General features: G+C 62.5%; 15 protein-coding genes. 6 read left to right on the top strand and 9 right to left on the bottom strand.

Going from position 1 to position 18,444, the window contains the following annotated elements; all coding sequences use genetic code 11:
• Positions 1-28 precede the first annotated feature (28 nt).
• Positions 29-1,576, top strand: coding sequence for a M20/M25/M40 family metallo-hydrolase (locus tag C501_RS12900; RefSeq protein ID WP_211206361.1), 1,548 nt, complete (start codon positions 29-31; stop codon positions 1,574-1,576).
• A gap of 51 nt (positions 1,577-1,627) precedes the next feature.
• Here C501_RS12900 and C501_RS0108085 read toward each other — a convergent pair whose 3' ends face one another.
• The 5 genes from C501_RS0108085 to C501_RS0108065 all read right to left on the bottom strand — a co-directional run bounded on the left by C501_RS0108085 (position 1,628) and on the right by C501_RS0108065 (position 9,479).
• Positions 1,628-3,448 (bottom strand): ABC transporter ATP-binding protein, encoded by a 1,821-nt coding sequence (locus C501_RS0108085; RefSeq protein ID WP_018135126.1) that lies wholly within the window; start codon positions 3,446-3,448, stop codon positions 1,628-1,630.
• On the bottom strand, positions 3,445-5,271 hold the full coding sequence (locus C501_RS0108080) for an ABC transporter ATP-binding protein (RefSeq protein ID WP_018135125.1): 1,827 nt from the start codon (positions 5,269-5,271) through the stop codon (positions 3,445-3,447). Before C501_RS0108080 ends, C501_RS0108085 begins: the two co-directional genes overlap by 4 nt.
• A 141-nt stretch (positions 5,272-5,412) precedes the next feature.
• Positions 5,413-6,054 carry a hypothetical protein gene (locus C501_RS0108075; RefSeq protein ID WP_156807694.1) on the bottom strand — a complete coding sequence of 214 codons (642 nt, stop codon included), beginning with the start codon at positions 6,052-6,054 and terminating at the stop codon, positions 5,413-5,415.
• A 117-nt stretch (positions 6,055-6,171) separates the two neighbouring features.
• Positions 6,172-7,164 (bottom strand): metallophosphoesterase, encoded by a 993-nt coding sequence (locus C501_RS12895; RefSeq protein WP_156807693.1) that lies wholly within the window; start codon positions 7,162-7,164, stop codon positions 6,172-6,174.
• The gene (locus tag C501_RS0108065) at positions 7,161-9,479 is read right to left on the bottom strand and encodes a transglycosylase domain-containing protein (protein WP_026174745.1); all 2,319 of its coding nucleotides are present in this window, start codon (positions 9,477-9,479) and stop codon (positions 7,161-7,163) included. The genes C501_RS12895 and C501_RS0108065 overlap by 4 nt, the downstream gene beginning before the upstream one ends.
• A gap of 36 nt (positions 9,480-9,515) precedes the next feature.
• Between C501_RS0108065 and sp36 the strand changes: the two genes are divergently transcribed.
• From sp36 to C501_RS12890, 3 genes are read left to right on the top strand one after another with little or no spacing between them, the layout of a single operon-like run.
• On the top strand, positions 9,516-9,671 hold the full coding sequence (gene sp36 / locus C501_RS14295) for a Sp36 family protein (protein WP_156807692.1): 156 nt from the start codon (positions 9,516-9,518) through the stop codon (positions 9,669-9,671).
• The gene (locus C501_RS0108055) at positions 9,671-10,207 is read left to right on the top strand and encodes a RidA family protein (RefSeq protein ID WP_018135120.1); all 537 of its coding nucleotides are present in this window, start codon (positions 9,671-9,673) and stop codon (positions 10,205-10,207) included. The genes sp36 and C501_RS0108055 overlap by 1 nt, the downstream gene beginning before the upstream one ends.
• Positions 10,194-11,132, top strand: coding sequence for an NUDIX hydrolase (locus tag C501_RS12890; RefSeq protein ID WP_051064505.1), 939 nt, complete (start codon positions 10,194-10,196; stop codon positions 11,130-11,132). The genes C501_RS0108055 and C501_RS12890 overlap by 14 nt, the downstream gene beginning before the upstream one ends.
• A gap of 48 nt (positions 11,133-11,180) precedes the next feature.
• Here C501_RS12890 and C501_RS0108045 read toward each other — a convergent pair whose 3' ends face one another.
• The gene (locus tag C501_RS0108045; RefSeq protein ID WP_018135118.1) at positions 11,181-11,858 is read right to left on the bottom strand and encodes a Crp/Fnr family transcriptional regulator; all 678 of its coding nucleotides are present in this window, start codon (positions 11,856-11,858) and stop codon (positions 11,181-11,183) included.
• A gap of 182 nt (positions 11,859-12,040) precedes the next feature.
• On the opposite strand from C501_RS0108045, the gene C501_RS0108040 reads away from it, so the two are divergent.
• Positions 12,041-13,222 carry a MarP family serine protease gene (locus C501_RS0108040; protein ID WP_018135117.1) on the top strand — a complete coding sequence of 394 codons (1,182 nt, stop codon included), beginning with the start codon at positions 12,041-12,043 and terminating at the stop codon, positions 13,220-13,222.
• A 19-nt stretch (positions 13,223-13,241) separates the two neighbouring features.
• Here C501_RS0108040 and aroQ read toward each other — a convergent pair whose 3' ends face one another.
• The 3 genes from aroQ to acs form a co-directional block, all read right to left on the bottom strand.
• Positions 13,242-13,691, bottom strand: coding sequence for a type II 3-dehydroquinate dehydratase (gene aroQ / locus C501_RS0108035; RefSeq protein WP_018135116.1), 450 nt, complete (start codon positions 13,689-13,691; stop codon positions 13,242-13,244).
• A gap of 33 nt (positions 13,692-13,724) precedes the next feature.
• Positions 13,725-14,693: a cytochrome c oxidase assembly protein gene (locus C501_RS0108030; protein ID WP_018135115.1), complete on the bottom strand. Its 969-nt coding sequence runs from the start codon at positions 14,691-14,693 to the stop codon at positions 13,725-13,727.
• 268 nt (positions 14,694-14,961) lie between these two features.
• Positions 14,962-16,965 carry an acetate--CoA ligase gene (acs, locus tag C501_RS0108025; RefSeq protein WP_018135114.1) on the bottom strand — a complete coding sequence of 668 codons (2,004 nt, stop codon included), beginning with the start codon at positions 16,963-16,965 and terminating at the stop codon, positions 14,962-14,964.
• Positions 16,966-17,282: 317 nt separating this feature from the next.
• On the opposite strand from acs, the gene C501_RS0108020 reads away from it, so the two are divergent.
• On the top strand, positions 17,283-18,434 hold the full coding sequence (locus C501_RS0108020; protein ID WP_018135113.1) for a hypothetical protein: 1,152 nt from the start codon (positions 17,283-17,285) through the stop codon (positions 18,432-18,434).
• Positions 18,435-18,444: the final 10 nt, after the last annotated feature.

The raw sequence follows: 18,444 nt of genomic DNA, 5'->3' as shown, positions 1-18,444 counted from the left end.
GTTGAACGACCGGGATGAGGGGAAGGTAATGATGAGGACTGAATCGCGCCATAAACGCAACTCATGGGCCGCGGTAATCGCAGGATTCGCCACAGCAGCAATGATGGGTACCGTCTTGGCAGGCTCCGCTATACCGGCTCAGGCCGGGCCAGCGCCTTTGCCACTGGAGCTGACCCAGAAGGTCACCACGGACGGCGTCTTCCGTCAGCTGCAAGCATTCCAGCGTATTGCGCAGACCAATAACGGAAACCGCGCTGCGGGAACCTCCGGGTATGAACGCAGCCTCGAATACGTGGTGAATAAGCTGACGCAGGCAGGGTTCCGGGTGAGCACTCCTGAGTTCACGTATCGCAAGAGCACTGTGGAGCGCACTAAGATCAGCCAAGGCAAGACGAATTATGATGGTCGTGCTTTTGACTATTCTGCAAGCACACCGGTCGATGGAATTACGGCACCGTTGCGGGTAGCTTCCAGAGTTGGCTGCCAGGCCAGCGACTATCCCGCGACTACTCGGGGGGCCATTGTGCTGATTCAGCGCGGACAGTGTACCTTCGCACAGAAGCAGCAACTGGCCACTCAGCCTGGGGCGAGCGCCGCTCTGATCTACAACAGCGCTCCGGGCTCGTTCAACGGAAATCTTGGTGAAGACGCCTCCGGAATCCCTATAGCTGCTCTGTCCGGTGACACCGGACAGGCTCTTCTGAAGCGTCAGGGCAGCAGGATCACCGTGGATATCCAGGTCCGTATTGAGCAGACTAAGGAGAAGAACGTTATTGCCCAGACTCGCAGCGGCCACACCGATAACGTGGTGATGGCCGGTACACATCTGGACGGTGTTCCTGCCGGTTCCGGTATCAACGATAACGCTAGCGGTTCTGCGGCTCTTCTGGAGACCGCTCTGCAGCTTGGCAGTAACCCTCAGATTGAGAACTCGGTCCGTTTTGCCTGGTGGGGTGCTGAAGAGCTGGGGCTCATCGGCTCCAGGGCTTGTGTCGAGAAGATGCCTTTCGAACAGCAGCTTGATATTGCCATGTATCTCAACTTCGATATGATCGGCTCCCCAAATGCCGGTTACTTCGTCAATGGTTATAACACCAGCCCCTCGAGCACCGAGCCTGTTGGCTCACGAGAAATGGCGAACGCTTTTGCGAGCTATATCCAGAACGAGAAAGGAATCGTTCCGGATAAGCAGCCGCTCGGCGGCGGTACCGACCATGTGTACTTCGCTCGGGCTGGAATTCCCTCAGCAGGATTGTTCACTGGAATTGCTCCGCTGACTGAAGAGCAAGCTGCGCGCTGGAATGGGGTTGCTGGTCAGCCGGCTGATCCCAACTATCATTCCGCGGGAGACACGCTCAACAACATCAATCGCCGTGCTATCGACGTCAACTCCGACGCGATGGCCTGGGTGATCGCCAGCTACGCCTTGGATACTAGTTCGGTCAACGGGGTGCCGCCGCGCGAACAGCGTGCAGCGCAGCGTGCCGCAGCCCCTGAACTGCTGCGCTCGCCAGGGGCGGGCATCGCCGAAGAGCTCCCCGTCTTCGACGAAGTGCGGGGCGCGGTACTGCGCTGATCACTGGCAGCCGGCTGTCGGCTGGGCAGCCTGGTGGGCGCGCTCTCCGCGTTACACCAGGCTGTTCCGCCATGCTTCATGCAATGAGGCGAACCGGCCGCCTCCAGCGATGAGCTCATCCGGGCTGCCGTCTTCGATGATCCGGCCCTCGTGCACGACGAGCACCCGGTCCGCGATCGCTACGGTGGAGAGCCGGTGCGCGATGATGATCGCTGTCCGCTGCTCCTCGGCGGCGGAGCCGAGCAGCTGCCGTAATCCCTGTTGCAGGACCCGCTCCGAGGGGATATCCAGCGAAGCCGTCGCTTCATCGAGGATCAGCACGGCGGGTAAGGCAAGAACCGCCCGGGCGAAAGAGATCAGCTGACGTTGCCCGGCGGAGACTCGGCCCCCGCGTTTGTTGACATCGGTGTCATAGCCTTCCGGAAGCTGTTCGATGAAATCGTGCGCGCCCACGGTCCGCGCTGCTTCTTCGATCTCCTGGCGAGTGGCTTCAGGGCGGCCCAGGGCGATGTTCTCTGCCACGGTGCCGCTGAAGAGAAACGCCTCCTGGGTCACCATCACGACGGCCCGGCGCAGATCCGTCGAGGAGAGCTGGTGCAGCGGTACTCCGTCCAGCGTGAGCGAACCGGCCGTCACATCATAGAAGCGGGCCAGCAGTTTGGCCAGAGTGGACTTCCCGGCCCCGGTCTGGCCGACGACCGCGACCGTCTGACCTGCGGGAATGTGCAGATTCAGCTCCGGCATCACGATAGGGCCGTTCCCGTAGCGGAACTCGACGTCTTCGAAGAAGACCTCCCCCCGGGGCGCGGGCAGCGGTGTGGGCCTGGCGGGTTCAATGACCTTCGGTTCTTCTTCGAGGAGCCCGGAAACCTTCTCCAGCGCTGCCTGGGCTGACTGGAAAGACGTATAGAACATGGCGAGCTGATCCACCGGGGCGAAGAATCGCTTGGTCGCCAGGAGTAGCGCGAGCAGAACGCCCACCGTCAGGGTTCCCTCGACCACCCGGAATCCGCCAAGCAGCAGCACCGCGGTGATCGTGGCGTTGCCGATCAGCACCAGTCCGGGCTGGAACACCGCGTTCAGGTTGATTGAGCGCATGGTCACCCGGCGATAATCCTCGGCCAGCTTCGAATACTGCCGGGCGCTGTTCTTCTCGCGGCGGAACGCCTTAATCGCCCGGACGCCGGTCATGGTCTCCACGAAGTGCACGATGAGCCTGGCGGAGACCACCCGGGAAGCGCGGAAAGCGACCTGGGAACGCTTCTGATACCAGCGCGTCAACAGGAACATCGGCACGGCGGCGGCGAGGATGATCAGCCCGGTCTGCGCATCGAGAGTGACGAGGGTGATCGCGGTGAAAACCATGAAAACGGCCCCGGAGGCGAGCGAGGAGATTCCGGAATCCAGAAGTTCGCGGAGCGCTTCCAGATCAGAGGTCTGCCGGGAGATGATCCGCCCCGAGGTGTATCGCTCATGGAATTCCAGGCTGAGCCGCTGCGTATGCCGGAAGACCTGCCGCCGCAGGTCCAGGAGCATCGCCTGGCTCAACTGCGCCGTGGCGGTCACATAACCGGCGGTGAGCACGGCGGTGAGCACGGCGGCCAGGAGGTACCCGCCGCCGGCCAGGACGAGCTGCCTGGGATCCCCGCTCTGCAGGGCGGGCAGAGCCCGGTCTATGCCGAAAGCGATGATCAGAGGGCCGGCGGCCCGCGCCGCCTGGGAGAGCACGACGCACGCCACCGTGAGGATGAACTTGCCCCGCACGGGCCGCAGCAGTTGGCCCAGCAAGCGCAGCGAGCGGGCCCGGACGACCCGGGACTGGGTCTTGTCCAGACGCACCCGGTCTTCATCCGCGGTTCCGATCCCGCTCACGGTGCCACTCCTTCCGACTCGGTGCTCTGGGCGACGGTTTGTTCTTGTTCGGCATCCTGCCCGTTGCCGAGGTCAGCGAGTACGTGACGGTAATGGGCGTTGCCGGCCATCAGCTCGGCATGCGTCCCCACCGCGCTCACCCGGCCGTCCTGCAGTAACGCCACCCGATCCGCCAGGGCGACGGTAGAAGGCCGGTGCGCCACGATGAGCGTGGTGGTCCCCGCGAGCACTTCGCGCAACCGGGCTTCCACTCGTTCTTCGGTAGCCACATCGAGAGCGGAAAGCGGATCATCGAGAACCAGGATCGCCGGCTTCGCGGCGATGGCTCGGGCCAGTGCGAGCCGTTGCCGCTGCCCGCCGGAGAGGCTGAGGCCTTGTTCGCCGATCGTGGTGTTGAGCCCTTCGGGGAGGGTATAGGCGAAATCCGCCTGCGCGACGTCCAAAGCCTCGGTGAGGATGGCCTCGGCTTCCTGCTGCGCGAGTTCGGGGCTGAGTCCCAGTAGCACATTCTCCCGGACCGTTGCGGAGAAGAGGATCGTGTCCTCGAAGGCGATGGATACCATGGTGCGCAAGGCCTCCAGTGGAAGATCGCGAATATCTACGCCATCGATCCGAATGGATCCCCCACTGGCCTCGTAGAGCCTGGGGATGAGGTGGAGCAGGGTGCTCTTGCCGGATCCGGTGACTCCGACCAGAGCCATGGTCTCGCCCGGGCGGATAGTCAGATCCACTCCGGCGAGCACCTCCGCATCAGCGCCTGGATAGCGGAACCGCAGCTGATCCAGCACCAGCTCGCCATGCGGGGCGGCCGGTTCCCGCGGCTGAGCCGGGTCGGTGATCTCCGGTGACGTATCCATGACCTCGAAATACCGCTCCAACGCGGTCCGACTGCTCAGGGTCATCGCCAGCAGCGGGCCGATGCTTTCCACCGGCCCGGTCATGATGGCGGCGGTGGCGAAAAACGCTACGAGGCCGCCGATGCTCAGCTCTCCCGCGGCTACCAGGAGCCCCCCCAGGATGAGCCCGGTGCCTAGAGCCAATTCCGGCAGGAGCGTGACCACCAGGGAGAAGACGGCCAAAGACTTAGCCTTGCGGATCTCCGTGCCCCGGAGCTGTTCTGCCTGCTCGCTGAAACTCGCGAGGGCTTCCCTGCTGCGGCCGAAGGCCTTGAGAATCCGGATGCCGTGGACCGATTCCTCCACCGCTGTCGCCAGATCTCCGGCCTGATCCTGGCTCCGTCTGCTGATCTGGCGGTAGTAGCGGCTGAACCGGAAGCCGTTGATGATCAGCGGGATGGCCACCATGACGAAGATCAGTGCAAGAACCCAGCTGAGCGTGAAGAGCAGCACTGTGCCGAGGATTACCGTGAAGGTGGTGACCACCAGCATGATCGCGCCGAAGGCGAGCCAGCGTCGGAACAGATTCAGATCCGTCATGGATCGGCTGAGCAGCTGTCCTGAACCCCAGCGATCGTGAAAAGCCAGGCTGAGCTGCTGCAGCTGACGGTAGAAGGAGGTCCGCATACTGGTTTCCACGGTGGTGGCCGGGCCGACCACTAAGAACCGCCGTAAGGCGATGAATGTGGCCTCAAGGACGCCCAGGAGCAGGACGAGCCCTGCTGCGAACCAGACCCTGGTGCTCTCCCCTCCGGGAGACAGCGCCGAGTTGATCAGGGTTTGGTAGACCTGGGGGATGAGCAGGGCGACGATGCTTGCGGCCAGGGCGCTGATCAGGCCGAAGATCAGGCGCGGCAGAATGGGCTTGAGCACCGGGAAGAGGCGGCGCAGCAGGTGGTTCGAGGGCGGCGGAGCAGTGGCGGTCATGTGTCAGTTCTCGGGACGGTAGCTGGCGGTGGCTGATCCCGGTTCCTGGCTCAGATGAGGTTTCGCCGCGGCTGATCAGCAGCGGCGGGGCGGGTCAGGTGACCGGATTAAACATCCTACTCCTACTCAGGGGCCGGAGCGTCAGTCGGAAACGGACTGCGTCGCTGATGCGGTGGTGCCGACCTCGGGGGAGGCGACTGAGGCCTGTGCGGCGCTCAGCGCAGATGCCCCGATGCCGATGGCCAGGCTGGCCGTGACCAGATGCCGCCAGGCAGCTTTCCCCGGAGTCCAGCGGCGTAGTTTGGTGACGAGGCTCAGCGGTGCCAGGAGCGCTAACGCGAGCGGGATGGACAGCAGAGCGAAAGCGGTGAACAGCTGTGCCGGTGCCTGCGTGGAATTGCTTCCAGCGATACCGGCCAGGAAAGTCGCGGCCCCTGCGAAAGCCCCGATTCCCCCGGCGATCACGCTGGCGATCAGAGCCGAAGAGTAACCGGCCCAGAAATGCCGCCGAGTGATACCGCTGCTCCTGCGCTGTGCCGCGCCGGGGGACTGTTCAGCGTGATTCCTGGAAGTAGTGCTGCTCGCCGAACGGTACACGCCTACGGTCAGGAGGGTCAGCAAAGTCAGTGAGCTCAGCAGGGTGAGCGGGATACCGGAGGCCCCGGCGTGCGGAGCGTCGTTCCAGATGATGACCGTGACCACGGCGGAGAAGGGGAGGGCGAGCATCCACGCCAACCCAGCCCAGTTACGGAAAGAGCGAGACGTCTTCTGCATAGTATTCATGGCTTTTCCCTCCGATAAGCTTCATTATGCTCTCAGGCTGCGCTGAGTAGAACCTGAGCCGTGAGAAAGAGGGCCTTACGAAACCTCGTACACTCTATGGCGCAGTCTGCTTTCGGATCAACGCCCATCGCTTGATGCTTCGGAGCGGCCGACCAAAGTTATTAACACCGCTTCCGGTCTGCACGCGAAGCGGATAGGGGCGAAGCGGGAGGTGCCGATGCCGCCGGAGACATTCAGCGGTGCTCGGTGCTTTCCGCTTCGCCACTCTGTTAGCCCTCTGGCCTGTGCCGGTGGCAGATCGCAGTTGCTCACCAGAGCGCCGTAGCCGGGGATGCGCAGCTGCCCGCCATGAGTGTGCCCAGCCAGGATCAGGCCCGCTCCTTCCCCGGTGAAATGATCGAGCACGCGCTGATAAGGGGCATGCGCCAGAGCGATACGCACCGGCTGCTCCGACGTCTGGTCACTGGTGCTGCTCGGCCAGCCTGCGTACTTCTCCCGGTTCAAATGCGGATCGTCCACACCGCTGAAATTGAAGCGGGTTCCGTTCAGCATCAGGTAATGATGACGATTGGTTACATTGGCCCACCCGGCGGCTTCGAAACCGGCATGCATGCGCTCGGTATCCAGCTCACGCTGAGCGAGTTTCCCAGAGCTGCTAGAGCTAGAGCGGACACTAAGGCTCGATGGGCCGAAGAAGTAGCTCGCAGGGTTCTTGAGCTTCGGTGCGTAATAGTCATTGGACCCCGGGACGAAGACCCCGGGCAGATCCGTCAGCGGGCGCAATGCCGACAGCAGCGGGGCAATGGCCTGCGGGTGAGTGAGATTATCCCCGGTGTTGACTACGAGGTCCGGTTCCAGCTCGGCCAGACTCCGCAGCCACGCCATTTTCCAATGCTGCCCGATGTTCAGGTGAATATCGGATAGATGCAGTACCTTGACCGGCTCGGCCCCTGGCGGAAGAACCGGCACGGTCTCGTAACGCACCGTGAACCAGTTCCGTTCGATCAGAGTGCCATAGGCAACGCATGCAGCCCCCAGCGCCAGGGCACCGCCTAAGCCCTTCAACCAGGGCCGTCGAGGACTGCCTGCTTCCTCTGTGCGGGGGCTCAAGGATTGCTTCCCTCAGCTCCCCCATCCCTGGAATTATTGCCCCCGGGGGCTGGGGGTGCTGCAGGAGGCGCTGAGTTGACGGGCGGCGCGCTGGCTGGGGGAGCCACAGGCCGGGGAGTAGCGTTATTAGTTGATGGCGGGCGGACGGAGTTGTTGTTATTGTTCTGCTGTGATGACCGCCCGTTGATCATCTCCTGCGGAGGTGCAGGGAAGAGGTCGGTGTTATAGCCCGGTGCAATGGCATTCATGTAATTCGAGAACGCGGTACCGGCGATCTGAGAGCCGTCTAGCTGTGCATAATACTGACCATTGATGTTGATCCGCTGATTCCGATACTCTTCAGCCAAGCTTCCGGTGGGGCTGCCGAACCAGGAGGCCGTAGCCAACCCGCTCGTGGTGCCGACCATCCAGGTATCGATACCGTAGTTAGTGGTACCCGTCTTCACGCCGATGTCGTAGGAACTATTGATGGTAGGCCGGACAAGGGCACCAGAGCCCCGGGTCACGACTTCCTTCAGCCCGTACATCACGCCGTTAGCGACTTCCGACTTAATGGTCTGAGTGCATTCAGACTGCGGCACCGGAAGCTCTTCACCAGAAGGAGTCTTCACGGACTCCAGAACGATCGGCGTGCAGTAAGTGCCGTTATTGGCGAAGGTGGCGAAGGAGTTCGCCATGGTCAACGGGGCAATGCCGGTCGAGCCCAAGAGCATCGCTGCCTCATTGAAGTTGATGGGATCACCAGTTTCACCATCACGGAGTCCCGCGGCTTCCGTCATCTTCTGGATATTGCAGAAGTCCAGCTGCGCGGCGCTGGCGAAAGTGATGGTGTTGACAGACGAGGTCAGGCCCTGCAGTACAGACATTGAACGGTAGTTCCGGTCACCATCATTCTGCAGGATATTTGTGCCGGTGAAGTTGCTGCTCGTGGTACCGCAGGAGTTCGTCCAGCGGAACGACATCGGGTAATCCCGCCTGGTCCCATCGACAACCGTGTTCATCGACTTGCCCGCGTCCAGCCAGGAGGCGAAGGTGAAGGGCTTCATGGTCGAGCCGACCTGCATCGTGCCCAGGCCGCCCAGTGAATTGCCCTCTTTATCGATTTTCGGCACATTGAAGTTATACGAGGTCTGCCCTGGGGCCTGCTGCGGCGACATCTGGAAGTTCTGCGCCATCGCCCGGACCTTACCGGTACCCGGTTCGATGCTGGTGATCGCAGCGCCACGGCTCGTCTCCGCCAGCTCTGCGGCCGGGATGGTGTTGTTGACCTGCTCCTGCGCCTTGGCCTGCGCCCCGGAATCCAGGGTCGTAGTGATCGTCAGGCCGCCCTGCAGCAGAAGCTGCTGCCGATCTTCTTGGGTAGCTCCGTAGGCGGAGTCGTTGAGGATGACGTTGCTGACGTAATCGCAGAAGAATGGGGCCGTGGCGGAGGCCACGCAGCCGTTCGGTGCCGGGTTCTGGGTCACGGTGATCGGTTCCGCAATAGCGGCATCGTATTCCGCCTGCTGGATCATGCCTTGCTGCAGCATCTTGCCGAGCACTTCGTCCCGACGGGCTTGGGCGTTATCCGGATTCCGCACCGGGTCGTAATAACTCGGGCTATTCACGATACCGGCCAGCAGAGCGGACTGCGCTAGCGTCAGGTCCTTGGCATCGATCTGGAAGTAGTACTGGGCAGCAGCCTGAACCCCGTAGCTGCCATTGGCGAAGTTCACGATGTTCAGATAGCCCTTGAGGATGTCCTCTTTGCTGTACTGCTCCTCGAGGGAGACAGCCAGCTTGATCTCGCGGATCTTATCCGCGACGCCCTTGGCTGCGCCGAGGCGGATCTCATCACTGCGGCCCTGCGCCTCGAGAGTCTGGAAGATCACGTTGTTCACGTACTGCTGAGTGATCGTGGAAGCGCCCTGACGCTGGCCGAAAGCAGAGGCGACCACTGCCCGGACCAAGCCGGTGCCGTCCACGCCGCCGTGTTGGTAGAAGCGCTCATCTTCGATCGCTACCACAGCGTTCTTGATGTACGGCGACATTTGATCGAGATTTACCGGGGTGCGGTTCTGGAAGTACATATTCGCGATCAGCGAACCGTCTGCCGCCAGGATCCTGGTGCCTTGGGCGGGGGCGTCGATCTTCAACTCATTGGGCAGCTCGCCCACAGCGCTGATGGACGTCGTTGCGGCGCTGCTGGTGGCGGCCACTACCGGCACCATGAGCCCGGCGACCAGCACACCGCAGAGCAGGCTCACCGAGAAGAAACCGAAGAGTTTCCCCATCGTTGTAGCGGTGTCCAGAAAGGGGTTCTTGCGTTCTGCCATTTCTCTAGTCTAACGGGGCAAGCTATGGTGATTCCTATGACCACTTGGGAGTATGCAACTGTCCCCTTGATCGTCCATGCGACGAAGCAGATTCTTGATCAATGGGGTGCCGACGGCTGGGAGCTCGTCCAGGTAGTTCCTGGCCCCCAGGGTAACGGCCTGGTCGCCTATCTGAAGCGGCAGAAACAGTAATGACTCAGGCTGGTTCCGCAGTGTCAGCGGTCGAGCGCCGTCTTGCTGAACTGGGCCAGGAACTCCCTGAAGCCCCGGCCCCTCTCGCCTCTTATGTACCGGCCGTCATCAGCGGTGATCTGGTCTTTACCTCCGGCCAGTTGCCTCTTGTCGGCGGGAAACTCGTTGCCCAAGGGAAAGTCGGTCAAGCCAAAGCGCCGCAAGCGGATGCTGCTGCTCATGGCGCAGGGCACACAGAACAGGTAGTCTCCCTGGAGGCCGCGCAGAAAGCCGCTGAGATCTGCGTTGTGAACGCCCTCGCCGCGGTGAAGAGCATGATCGGCGATCTGGACCGGATCACCAGGGTCGTCAAGCTGGTGGGGTTCGTGGCATCTGCCGCGGATTTCACCGCTCAGCCAGCGGTGATCAACGGAGCTTCGGATCTGCTCGGCACAGTGCTGGGCGAGGCCGGCGTCCATGCTAGATCTGCAGTAGGAGTAGCGGCGCTGCCCTTGGGCGCGCCGGTGGAAGTTGAGCTGATTGTTGAGTTTAGATAGCCGCCGGGCCTTTCCCGGAGAATCACCGCGTAAGCACCGTTTCCCGCTATGGCAGGATGAGCTCGATGCTGCCCAGAGCTGGGCGGAGCACGGTGCACGAACCCCGTCTAAGGCACGTTACGCTTCCTCTGTTGTTCTACTGCGAGACAGCCCGCGCGGGCCGAAGGCCTTGTTGAGCTACCACCGCGGATATTCGCCGCTGGGGACCATAGCTTTCCCGGGCGGCAGCGTCGAGACCGGAGACGAAGCCGAGATCGGCTGGCTGGGGCCGTCCCCGGCGATGTGGGCGAAAGCCATGGGCATGGATGACCCCAGGCTTGCCCGGCTGCATATCGTCGCGGCAATCCGTGAAGTCTTCGAAGAGACCGGGGTTCTCCTGGCGGGCAGCTACACGTCCTCCGTGGTCGAAGTGGCGCCCTCCCCCAAATGGGATGCCAAACGCGAGGCGCTCGTATCCCAGGACATCACGTTCCAGGAGCTCCTGGGGAAGCACGGCCTTTCGCTGCGTACAGATCTGCTCAAGCCGCTGATGAACTGGATCAGCCCGGACTTCGCGCATCGCCGCTTCAACACCCGGTACTTTGCCGCCGCTCTGCCCGCGCATCAAGCGGCGTCACCGCTGGTCAGCAAAAGCGGTTGGGTGGACTGGCTCTGCCCGGCGCATCTGCTGCAGGAGCGGGAGAGCACCGGACTCGGGGACGCCGTAGGCGCGGCCAATACTGTGGGCCGCAGGCTGGATCAGTTGGTCAGCTCCGGCTGCCAGCTGATCCTGAGTAAGATCGCCAGATCACGCGGATGTATCGCCTACCTCAACCACCACAGGCCCGTGCTCGCGTTCCAGCCACGGCTGGTCACCGAGGACGGTGAATTCTGGCTGGAGATTGATACCCCCACCAGCACCGAAGGCGTCTGCCGGGATCGGTAGACGCCTTCGGTTCCGCACTGCGCGATGGGACGATGAGACCAGACGAGATTAACGGGAGCGCTGGCGCAGCCGGTTGACGTCGAGAATGACGACGGCGCGCGCCTCCAGGCGTAGCCAGCCGCGCTGGACGAATTCCGCAAGGGCCTTGTTCACGGTCTCCCGGGAAGCGCCCACCAGCTGAGCCAGCTCTTCCTGGGTGAGCTCGTGCGCCACTAGGATGCCGTCGATAGCCGGCCGTCCGAAACGCTCGGAGAGGTCAATCAAGGCTTTGGCGACGCGCCCTGGGACATCCGAGAAGACTAGATCCGACAGGCTGTCATTCGTGCGTCGTAGCCGCCGGGCGAGGGCCTGCAGTAACTGCGCGGACACCTCCGGGCGGCTCTGCAGCAGGGCGCGCAGGCTTTCATTGCGCAGGGCGGCGAGCCGGGTCTCGGAGACCGCTGTGGCAGTCGCGGTCCGCGGACTCGGGTCAAAAAGGGCCATTTCGCCGAACAGCTCGCCCGGGCCCAGTATCGCCAGCAGCGACTCCCGGCCGTCCGGTGCGGTACGGCCCAGTTTCACTTTCCCCGAAACGATGAAATACAGCTGATCTCCCTGATCGCCCTCATGGAAGACCGACGCTCCGCGGGCGAGGTCCACCTCGGCCAGCTCATCGGTCAGTAACCGGAACGCTTCATCGTCAAGGGTTGCGAAAAGCGGCGCGCGGCGAAGTACCTCGATGTCCATGGACTCTCCTGATAGGTGAACAAACTGTAATTAGTTCTGATTGTTGCAGATAATCGTCATAAATGTGACGTACTTGGCGTCATCTTGGCAAGCTCCCCGCGCAACCGCCAGATCACCGAGGCACAAGGAAGGCTCATAAAGGCCGGATAAACTTAAGCGGGTACCGAGTGAGGAGCGTGTTGATGTTCGGATTCGGCTGGCTGGACATTCCCTTGTTCCTCCTGCTGCTCTGGCAGTTCATCTACGGATGGAAGGCCGGGTTCGTGTTGAGCCTGTGCAGCGTGATCGGTTTCGCGGCGGGTGCTATCGCAGCGTTCTTCGCATTGCCCCTGGTCAACACCTGGCTTGAAAACAGCTCCTGGCGGCTGGCTGCAGTTATCGGTGCCGTGGTTGTGCTGATAGCGATCGGCTACTCGCTGGGTGCCGGGGTGGGTCAGCTGCTCAGCCGCGGGGTGCGGATCCAGCCGTTACGGGCTATGAACCGCGTCCTCGGTGCGGTGGCTTCGCTCATCATCACGGCGCTCATCGTCATGTCGGTCTCGCTCGGCGTCTCCGCGCTCGGTGTGCCCTGGGTTTCCCAGGCGATCGGCCAGTCCGCGATCCTGCGCACCATCGACTCCTGGACTCCGGCCCCGGTGCAGCAGGTCATCGCCCAGTGGCGGTCTGCGGTGATCCAGCAGGGTATCCCGCAGCTCTTTGAGACCCTCGGCCCCGCTCAGCCCGTCGCCCCGCCTGATGCTCGGGTGGATACCGTAGAGCTCAATAATGCGGCTCGTTCCGTGCTCAGAATCACCGGTATGGCCTTCCAATGCGGGCAGAACCAGACTGGAACTGGTTTCGTCGTGGCTCCGGGCAAGGTGGTCACCAATGCGCATGTGATCGCTGGGGTGAACCAGCCCGTGGTGGAAGCTCCAGGCGGTGCGCTGCCGGGCCGGGTCGTTTACTTTGACCCGCAGCAGGATATTGCGGTGATTGCGGTGGATGGGCTGGATCTGCCCGCCATCCCGCTCGGCACCGACCTGCCCAACGGCTCGATGGCCGCGGTGGAAGGCTACCCCTTCGGTGGCCCCTTCCAGACCAAACCTGCCAGCGTCTCCTACCGTGGCCAGATGATGGTTCCGGATATCTACCGGAACAACCCGCAGCCGCAAGAGGTCTACCAGCTGGCCGCCGATGTCCAACCCGGGAACTCCGGGGGCCCGCTGCTGAGCATGGACGGCCGGGTGGCTGGCGTGATCTTCGCGAAATCTGATTCCAACCAGCAGGTTGGTTACGCCTTCACCCTGGATCAGGTGTCGTCGGTGCTGCAGAATGCCGACGGTATGAACGCTCAGGTCTCCTCAGGCCGCTGCACGGCGGGGTAGGGGATCCGGCTAGTTCTGCCTAGTTCGAGCCGAGTGTGCGGAGCAGGTACAGCAGTGCAAGCCGGTAGCCGTCGGCGCCCGCTCCCACGATCACGGCATCGGCCACGGCGGAGAGGTAGGAATGGTGCCGGAATTCTTCTCTGCTGTGCACATTGGACATATGCACCTCGACACTGGGCAGCTCCACGCCGGCCAACGCATCCCTTAAAGCGATCGAGGTGTGGCTGTACGCCCCCGGGTTGATCACGATGCCGGCTGCGGCCTCTCGGGCCGCGTGGATCGCGTCGATCAGTGCGCCTTCGTGGTTGGACTGCTGGAACTCCACGGTGTAACCGGAGCTCGCAACGGTCTCCTCGCAGAGCCTTTCGACATCAGCCAGGGTCGCTGTGCCGTAGATCTCCGGCTCCCGGGTGCCGAGCAGGTTCAAATTCGGTCCGTTGAGCACCAACAGGTTGCCGATCGAGGTCATGACTTCAGTATGCCCTATGCCGCAGGCCTGCTGTCAGCTCCGTTTCGCGAGGCCTTCCAGATACGCGTTGTATGCGGAGAGATCCTCCGGGTCCTTGCCCGATCGATCAGCGTCGTGGTCCTTTTGACGAGCGGTGCGGGTGTCATCGCGCTGCCAGCGGTAGAGGACCAGGAGCAGCAAGAGCACTGATGGAAGTTCTCCATAAGACCAGGCCAGGCCGCCGGCCACACCCTGATCCCGCATCGGGTCGATGCCCCAGGCCTGCGGCATATCGCTGAAGAAGGTGACCATCGGGGCGCTGGCCATCATCACGATCACGCCGAAGAAGGCGTGCAGGGGCATTTCTGAAACAAGGTCCATCATCCGGCCCATATACCCTTGCCGCCGGGGCAGCGGGTCCGTGGAGATGATCGGGATGGTGAAGAGGATCCCGGCGACCAGGAAGAGGATTTCCAGGCCCATATGCCCATACCATGTGGGTAGCAGGTTATCTACCAGGCCGGCGAAGTAGAGGCCGTAGAAGCTGAGCAGGAAGAGGGGGACCATGAAGGCTGGGTGCAGCAGGAACCGGGCCCAGCCGGAACGCAGGGAGCCCAAGGCCACCCGCAGGGCCGTGCCGCCCAGGCCGCGATGCGGCATCGACCGGAGCAGTAGCCGGCCGGGAGAGCCGAAGACCAGGAGCGGCGGTACTGCCATCATCAAGGTGAGCTGCTGGAACATGAAGATCGAGAACATCTTCATGCCGTAACCCTCGATGCCCGCGCCCATCACCACCATGATGGTGAGACAGCCCGCCAGGAAAGAGATCGTCGCCGGAATCGACCATTTCCGCCCCTGGGACCAGAGCCGGATCACCCCGGTGAGATACAGCAGGGCGGCGATGAGCGCGATCACGGGCAGCACTGGATACGGCTGCAGATTAGGTGCCAGGTACTCGGCCAGGCTCGGTGGCTCGGTGGGCAGCCAGACCGGCCCGGAGATACCCGCTTCTTCGCCGGTCATCGACTGCCCCGATCATCAGTGCGACTGCTGTGCTCTCGTGGCTCTCGTGCTGATAATACGGGTAATGACAACACGGATAACACCGCCCGCTCAACTCTCACCATGAGGCATCCGTGAAAGTGCATGCTTCGATTTTAGGCTGCGTGCAACCGCATTATGGAATCGCCATGAAACCGAGCTCAACATCTCCGGAGTTCCGCTCCGTGGCATCCGATGACTCTCTGCGACGGTGCAGCTTCTTGGCGCCTTTGCGTTCATGCTCCGTATTCTATTTTTTCAAACTGTGCGCGATGACCTGCATGATCCCGGCGTCGGCGAGCGTCGTCGCGTCGCCTGCTTCGCGGCCCTCGGCAATATCCTTCAGCAGCCTTCTCATGATCTTCCCGGACCGGGTCTTGGGCAGCTCGGACACCACCAGGATCTGCCGCGGCTTGGCGATCGGCCCGATCTCCTTGGCTACATGGTTCCGGAGATTCTGCTCGATATCGGAGTCTTCCGCAGCTGAGCCGCGCAGGATCACGAAAGCTACCACCGCCTGGCCCGTGGTCTCGTCGCTGGCCCCGACGACGGCGGCTTCGGCCACTGAGGGGTGGCTCACCAGGGCGGATTCGATCTCCGTGGTGGAGAGCCGATGCCCGGAGATGTTCATGACATCATCTACCCGGCCCAGGAGCCAGATATCCCCGTCATCGTCTTTCTTCGCACCGTCACCGGCGAAGTACATGTCATCGAATCTTGACCAGTAGGTATCCCGATACCGCTGCGGATCGCCCCAGATGCCGCGCAGCATCGAAGGCCAAGGGGACTTCACCACGAGGTAGCCGCCCTGGCCGTTGGCTACCGGCTGGCCGAGATCATCCACGACATCGACCTCGATCCCCGGGAGCGGAACCTGCGCCGAGCCGGGCTTGGTCGCGGTGACCCCGGGTAGCGGGGAGATCATCATGCCGCCGGTCTCCGTCTGCCACCAGGTGTCCACAATGGGTGTCTTGCCGCCGCCGATGACGTCGCGATACCAGATCCAGGCCTCGGGGTTGATCGGCTCGCCCACGGAGCCGAGTACGCGTAGCGAGGAGAGATCGTATTCGCCGGGGATCTGGCGGCCCCATTTCATGAAGGTTCGGATCGCGGTGGGGGCGGCGTAGAGGATCGTCACTGCGTACTTCTGCACGATCTCCCACCAACGGCCTTGATGCGGGGTGTCCGGTGTGCCCTCGTACATCACCATCGATGCGCCGTTGATGAGCGGGGAATACGCGATGTAGCTGTGGCCGGTGACCCAGCCGATATCCGCCGCGCACCAGTACACATCTTCATCCGGATGGAGGTCGAAGACATTCTTCTGCGTGAACGCGGTCTGGGTCAGATAGCCGCCGGTGGTGTGCAGGATCCCTTTGGGTTTTCCCGTGGTGCCCGAGGTGTACAGGATGAACAGCGGATGCTCGGCATCGTTGGCTTCGGCGCGGTGTTCGGGATCGGCGGTCTCTACCGTCTCCTGCCACCAGAGGTCGCGCCCTTCGGTCCACTCCACCGGCTCACCGTTGCGCTTGACCACGAGCACATGCTGCACCGTGTGCCCCGGCGAGTTGAGGGCTTCATCGACTGCGGGTTTGAGTGAGCTGGGTGCTCCTCGACGATAGGTGCCGTCTGCGGTGACCACCAGAGTGGCCTCGGCGTCGTCGATCCGGTTTCTTAGCGCCTCCGCGGAGAACCCGCCGAACACCACCGAGTGCACGGCCCCGATCCGTGCGCAGGCTAGCATCGAGACCACGGCTTCGGGAATCATCGGCAAGTAGATGGCTACCCGATCGCCTTTCTGCACCCCGAGGCTCTTGAAGGCGTTGGCAGCTTTTTTGACCGATTCGGTGAGCTCGGCATAGCTGATCTCCCGGGCATCCCCGGGCTCGCCCTCCCAGTAGATGGCGACTTTGTCCCCTTTGCCGGCCTCGACGTGACGATCCAGGGCGTTATAGGCGGCATTGATCTTCCCGCCGGTGAACCACCGGGCGAAGGGCGCATCGGTCCAATCGAGGGTCTGCTGAAAGTCTTCTTCCCAGCTCAGCAGCTCCCTTGCCTGTTTGGCCCAGAAGGCCTCCCGATCCGCCGCCGCCTCAGCATAGAGATTCTCCGTGGCCACCGCTTTGGCAGCGAATTCCGGATCCGGCGGAAATCTGCGATCTTCATGCAGCATGTTCTCCAGCGCGTCACTCCGGCCAGGTGTGGTCTCTTCCGGGCCGGAGGTTTCCGCAGTGCGTGATTCTCCTTGCGACATCACTGGTTCACCTCTCTGTGACTTCGTTCTTAACTTTCACCCTAGTGCTCAGAGCGGCTGAGTAGTGCGCTGGGTCACACTTTGCTCGGCCGGCTGCGTTGAACGGTGCCAACCATGGGCCGAGCGGTGCTTCATCGCTTTGGAGTCGCTTCAAATAGCTTTGAAAGGCCTGGGATATACAGAGTCAAGTTACTCATCAGCACTGATCTAGGGTTGGATTAGTTAGTCTGAGAGGGAACTTTTGGAACGAGTCGGGGGGGTGACCGAAGGTCAACCGGGAGCAAGTGGCCCCAGATCCGGACCGACGAGGAGGAGATGTGAGCGACCAGCAATCCAGTGCCTGGAACCAGCCGTGGTCTCAGCAGAATCACGAGCAGGTAGAAGCAGCGGCTTCTGACACCCCAGTGACCCAGAATGCGCACCGGGCGCACTCCGGCCCAGTAGGCGCGGCACCGGAGGCGTCCCTGGGGCCCTTCGATACCCGTGACGTCGTTGTCCTGATCTCGGTAGTGCTGATCTTCCTCGGGTCGCTTCTGCCACTGACGATCACCCGGCTCAGAGTCGGGAACCTCTGGAACACGGATGGGCTTTTTTTCCTGGGGGTCGGCATTCTGCTGCCGCTTCTGCTAGGGGTGCTCACGGTGCTCCGTCGGGTCAAGCAGCAGGAGAATCGGATAGGCTCCTTGACGCTCAATCAATTTGGTTCAGTAGTCGCCTCCCTGGCCTTCGCCTATTACTTCCTGAACGTCGTCACGAACTTCGGCTGGGCCTATTCAGTAGGCCTGGTGGGTTCCATGGGGCTGATGCTCGCGACTGTCTGCGCCTCTTGGGCGCCGGGGCTGTTCTCTCCGGCGTCACCCGCGTCGGGGCCGGGCGCCGCACACGGGCATGCCCCCGTAGCGCCCTGGGCTTCCCCCTACCATCAAGAGGATCAGGCGCATCAGGGTGCTGCGTCTCAAGGTTCCGTGCTTCGTGACTCGGGGCCGCAGAGAGCGGGCCCGCAGCAATCAGCAGCTCAGGAATCAGCATTTCAAGACGCAGCAGTTCAAGCTCCGGTGGACACTATGGCATCGACATACGCGGAGCCGCTCAGCGGCCAGCACCCAGACTCGGAGCCGGCCTCAGAACCAGGTCCAGGTTCCACGCCAGATCCGACGTCAGCCGCTGTTGCAGGAGCTAATGGTCTGGCCGGTGCGTCGGAATCCGAGCCAACCACTGTTGCGCCGGAGCAGATCGTTGCTACCGCCGGGTCTTCTGCTGTCGAGTACCGCGCCTTCTGGTTCGCTGTTGATACACCGCGTTCGGCAGTCGATGAGAGCAGTGGAATGGTGCAGTACCTCGTAGAGCCCGGGATCTGGTTCCTGGCTCTCGAAGACCGCGGCCACGAATTCCTGGTCCAGAGTCAGGACGGTCTCATCGCGGTGCTGCGCGATCTGCGCAATGTCGAAAGAGCGCCGGAAGAGCAATGAGCCCGCATCC

It is taken from the genome of Acaricomes phytoseiuli DSM 14247 (assembly GCF_000376245.1).
GTDB classification, from domain to species: Bacteria; Actinomycetota; Actinomycetes; order Actinomycetales; family Micrococcaceae; genus Renibacterium; species Renibacterium phytoseiuli.
Note: the sequence above shows the minus strand (reverse complement) of the source record. Positions and strands in the feature narration are given on the sequence as shown.